This is a genomic window from Sulfitobacter sp. HI0129 (assembly GCF_001635395.1).
Lineage (GTDB): Bacteria > Pseudomonadota > Alphaproteobacteria > Rhodobacterales > Rhodobacteraceae > Sulfitobacter.
Genome location: NZ_LWGH01000459.1, coordinates 1 through 3,963, shown reverse-complemented (window position 1 = coordinate 3,963; position 3,963 = coordinate 1). Strand labels below are relative to the sequence as shown.

General features: G+C 65.8%; 6 protein-coding genes. 3 read left to right on the top strand and 3 right to left on the bottom strand.

All coding sequences use genetic code 11. The features are described from left to right. On the bottom strand, window positions 1-781 hold a 781-nt coding region (locus A3764_RS12575), incomplete at its 3' end, for an amidase (RefSeq protein ID WP_269085022.1). After that, window positions 781-1,068: an Asp-tRNA(Asn)/Glu-tRNA(Gln) amidotransferase subunit GatC gene (gene gatC, locus A3764_RS12570; protein WP_067919575.1), complete on the bottom strand. Its 288-nt coding sequence runs from the start codon at window positions 1,066-1,068 to the stop codon at window positions 781-783. The genes A3764_RS12575 and gatC, both read right to left, overlap by 1 nt. A gap of 179 nt (window positions 1,069-1,247) precedes the next feature. Between gatC and A3764_RS12565 the strand changes: the two genes are divergently transcribed. Then, complete coding sequence (locus tag A3764_RS12565) at window positions 1,248-1,940, top strand: metal-dependent hydrolase (RefSeq protein WP_067919572.1); 693 nt, start codon at window positions 1,248-1,250, stop codon at window positions 1,938-1,940. A 165-nt stretch (window positions 1,941-2,105) separates the two neighbouring features. Here A3764_RS12565 and A3764_RS12560 read toward each other — a convergent pair whose 3' ends face one another. Beyond that, window positions 2,106-2,555, bottom strand: coding sequence for a nucleoside deaminase (locus A3764_RS12560; RefSeq protein ID WP_067919567.1), 450 nt, complete (start codon window positions 2,553-2,555; stop codon window positions 2,106-2,108). A gap of 62 nt (window positions 2,556-2,617) precedes the next feature. Here A3764_RS12560 and A3764_RS12555 point away from each other — a divergent pair, with 62 nt between their 5' ends. Both A3764_RS12555 and A3764_RS12550 read left to right on the top strand, forming a co-directional pair. Beyond that, on the top strand, window positions 2,618-3,622 hold the full coding sequence (locus tag A3764_RS12555; protein WP_067919562.1) for a pseudouridine synthase: 1,005 nt from the start codon (window positions 2,618-2,620) through the stop codon (window positions 3,620-3,622). 81 nt (window positions 3,623-3,703) lie between these two features. Then, entirely contained in the window at window positions 3,704-3,931 is a 228-nt protein-coding gene (locus A3764_RS12550) for a hypothetical protein (RefSeq protein WP_236628187.1), read from the top strand. Window positions 3,932-3,963 lie beyond the last annotated feature (32 nt).

Below are 3,963 nucleotides of genomic sequence, written 5' to 3'. Positions count from 1 at the left end.
GGATATCGCCCGTGAGTGCTGCTTCGAAATCGGGCACCGCCAGATCGGCAGAGGTGGAATCGCGCGGGTCGTGCCCGGCCATCGCGCCCAGCATGATCGCCGCATCGCGCACCGATTTCGTCATCGGCCCGGCCTGATCGAGGGACGAAGCAAAGGCCACGACTCCCCAGCGCGAACAACGCCCATAGGTCGGCTTGATCCCCACCGTGCCGGTGAAGGCGGCAGGCTGGCGGATGGAGCCGCCGGTATCCGTGCCCGTCGCGGCAAGGCAAAGGTCCGCCGCGACCGCCGCCGCCGACCCGCCGGAAGAGCCGCCCGGCGTCAGCTGCGTGTCTTCGCCCGCGCGGCGCCACGGGTTCACCGCATTGCCGTAGACCGACGTCTCGTTGGACGATCCCATGGCGAATTCGTCCATGTTGAGCTTGCCCAGCATCACCGCGCCCGCGTCCCGCAGGTTCTGGCTGACGGTCGATTCGTACTGCGGCAGGAACCCTTCGAGGATCCGCGAGCCAGCCTGACTGGGCACGCCCTTGGTGCAGAACAGATCCTTGATGCCGACGGGCAGGCCGCACATGGCAGGCGCATCGCCTTCGGCCAGTCGCGCGTCGGCCTTAGCGGCCTGATCCAGCGCGATGTCGTTGGTGCGGTGAACGAAGGCGTTGAGCGCCGAGGCACCATCGATCGCCTTGATGCAGGCTTCGGTCAACTCGCGCGAGGTGACATCGCCCTTGCGCAGCGCATCGCGCGCCTCCGCCAGGCCCAGTGCGTTCAGATCGGTCATTATTCCACCACCTTCGGTACGGCAAAGAATCCTTCGCGGGCGTCGGGCGCATTGGCGAGCACTTCGTCCTGCCGGTCCCCGTCCGTCACCACATCCTCACGCCGCTTCAGCCGCTGCGGCGTTACCGAGGTCATCGGTTCGACGCCGTCCACATTCACCTCGGCCAGTTGTTCGATGAACCCCAGAATGGTGTTGAATTCCTGCGCGAGGGCGGGCAGCGCTTCGGGTTCGACCCGGATGCGGGCCAGCTTGGCGACCCGCGCGGCGGTTGTTTCGTCAATGGACATGCGGCGATCCTCTCGTTTCAGGGCCGTTTACCGCCCCTGTCCGCGCCTCGCAAGGGCGCGGCCCTGCTCTGCCCCGGGCGAGGGTGGGGCAGGACCAGAAAATTCGCGCGAACCGCCTTCAGAAGCGGCTGCTACGCGCTAGGATCACCGGTGAATCGCAGCAAACGGGAGAAGAAGACATGAACATCATCTGGCTGGGCCACGGCTCTTTCCGCATCGAGATCGAGGATCAGGTACTGCTGATCGATCCATGGCTCAACGGCAACCCGATGCTGGAAGAATCCCACCACGAGGAAGCGCTGAAGGGCGCGACCCAGATCCTCGTGACCCACGGCCATTTTGACCACACCGACGACCTGCCACAGGTGGCGGAACGCACCGGCGCCCCGGTCGCGGGGATGTTCGAATTGATGTCATGGTTCGAAGGAAAGGGCGTGCAGAACACCATGGGCTTCAACAAGGGCGGGACGATAAAATGTGGTGAAGTCGCGGTGACCATGGTGCCGGCTTCGCATTCCTCCTCCGTCTCGGGGGATGGCGGGCCGGTCTACATGGGCATGGAAACCGGTTTCATGATCCGCGGCGAGGGTCGCACCATCTATCATTCGGGCGATACGACCATCATGGCCGACATGGAATGGATGGGGGATTATCACAAGCCCGACATCGGCATCCTGTCCGCCGGGGGGTTCTATACCATGGACATGGCGGCGGCGGCCTATGCGGCGAAGCGGTACTTCGATTTCCGCACCGTGATCCCCTGCCATTACCGGACCTTCGATGCGCTGGAGCAATCGGCGCAGGCGCTGAAGGACGGGCTGCCGGGGGTCGAAGTGGTGGAGCCAGAGGTAATGAAGGCGATATCACTCTGAACGCCGGGGGCTCTCTGCCCCCGGACCCCCGAGGATTTTTTGCCATTTGGAAGGAGGGCGGTCGTTTCGGTACACGGGGAAGTCGGAGGGGGCAGCGGACTGCTCAGTCTTGGGCGTAGCGCCCTGCGCTGCCGCAACGCCTCCGCGATCTCGGCCCGGCTCCGCCTATCGTTTCGACGCGAAAAAATCCCTCAGCAGCGTTTCCGCCTCTGCCGCCGCGATCCCGTCGAAAACCTCTGGCCGGTGGTGGCATTGCGCATGGGAAAAAACCCGCGCCCCCTGCATGACCCCCCCTGACTTCGGGTCCGCCGCGCCGAAATACAGGCGGTCGATCCGCGCGGCGGCGATGGCTGCGGCGCACATGGCACAGGGCTCCAGCGTGACATAGAGCAGATGACCCGCCAGGCGTTCCGACCCGAGCCGCGCGCAGGCGCCGCGGAGCGCCAGCATTTCGGCGTGTGCCGTGGGATCGGTGCATTCGCGCGTGCGGTTTCCCGCGCGGGCCACGACCTCACCGCCGGGGCTGACCACGACCGCGCCCACCGGAACCTCGCCCCGCTGGCCTGCGGCGCGCGCTTCTTCCAGTGCGGCCTGCATGTAGGATTTGAACGTCATGGCCCCAGATGCCCGCAAAGCGCGCCCTTTCGCAAGCGCCGCAAAGGCGCTAAGCGGTCGTCATGACAGATGACGCCACATCCCAGACGCCTCCGGGCGACCGCATCGCCAAGGTTCTGGCCCGGGCCGGTGTGGCCAGTCGCCGCGAAGCCGAGCGCATGATCGAAGCCGGACGCGTGCGGGTGAATGGCCGACAGGTCCTGTCGCCCGCGCTCAACGTCACGCCTGCTGATGCGATCACGGTGGATGGCGCGCCGCTGGCCGAACCCGAACCGCCGCGCATCTGGCTTTATCACAAACCGGCGGGTCTGGTGACGACCGACCGCGACGAAAAGGGCCGTGAAACCATCTATGATGCCCTGCCCGAGGATATGCCGCGGGTGATGAGCATCGGGCGGCTCGACCTGAATTCCGAAGGCCTGCTGTTGCTGACCAACGACGGCGCGGTCAAACGCCGGCTCGAACTGCCATCGACCGGCTGGTTGCGCCGCTACCGGGTCCGGGTCAACGGGCGCCCCGAGGACAAGACGCTGGAGCCGCTGCGCAAGGGCATCACGGTGGAGGGCGAGGATTTTCAGCCCATGACCGTGACGCTGGACCGTCAGCAGGGGGCCAACGCCTGGCTTACCGTGGGTCTGCGAGAAGGCAAGAACCGGGAGATTCGCCGCGCCATGGAAACGGTGGGCCTGTCGGTCAACCGGCTTATCCGGGTAAGCTACGGACCTTTCCAACTGGGCGAACTGAAGCAGGGCGCGGTGGAGGAAGTGCGCCGCAAGATCGTGCGCGACCAGCTCGGCCTTGAAATCGTCGATGACAGCGGCACCGCGACGCGCAAACCCGCCGGTGTGACACGCCATTCCACCCGGCGCGGCCCGGGCGGCAAGGCGGCCCCCGCCCCGCGCAGCCCCGAAGAGGCGCCCAAGGGAAAACGGCAGGGTCAAAAGCCGGGACCGCAGGGCAAGCGTGGCGGTGCACCGTCGGGTAAACCAGGTGACAGGGGCAGAACACGCCCCGCTGGGCGGCCTCCGGGCAAGGGCCCCTCGGGAGGCGGCGGCAAAAAACGATAGGCGGAGCCCCACCTGCTCCACTGGTCCGGCGCGCTTGCACCACCTATGTAGAAACCGAAGGAGACGACGATGGGACGATTGTTGCTGCTGCTTGCGGTTTTGGCACTTGCCGTTGCCATTGTCGCCATTCTGGTATCAATCTGGGATGCCGCCTACGACGGCGGGCGCCGCTTTGCGCGCCCCTTCTTCGGCAACGGCCCAAATGGCGAGGATAGTTTGATGGCACCCACCGGCTTCCAGAAAATCGCCTATGTCGCCTTGATCTTGCTTCTTCTCGGGGTCGCTTCGGGCTGGCTCGGAGGGGTCTGAGCCATGGCAAGACGATACGGAGGCCGGTTCAG

Excerpts from the sequence above, each read along its gene's own strand:
- gatC (WP_067919575.1), bottom strand. The coding sequence starts at position 1,068 with ATGTCCATTGACGAAACAACCGCCGCGCGGGTCGCCAAGCTGGCCCGC.
- A3764_RS12565 (WP_067919572.1), top strand. The coding sequence starts at position 1,248 with ATGAACATCATCTGGCTGGGCCACGGCTCTTTCCGCATCGAGATCGAG.
- A3764_RS12560 (WP_067919567.1), bottom strand. The coding sequence starts at position 2,555 with ATGACGTTCAAATCCTACATGCAGGCCGCACTGGAAGAAGCGCGCGCC.
- A3764_RS12555 (WP_067919562.1), top strand. The coding sequence starts at position 2,618 with ATGACAGATGACGCCACATCCCAGACGCCTCCGGGCGACCGCATCGCC.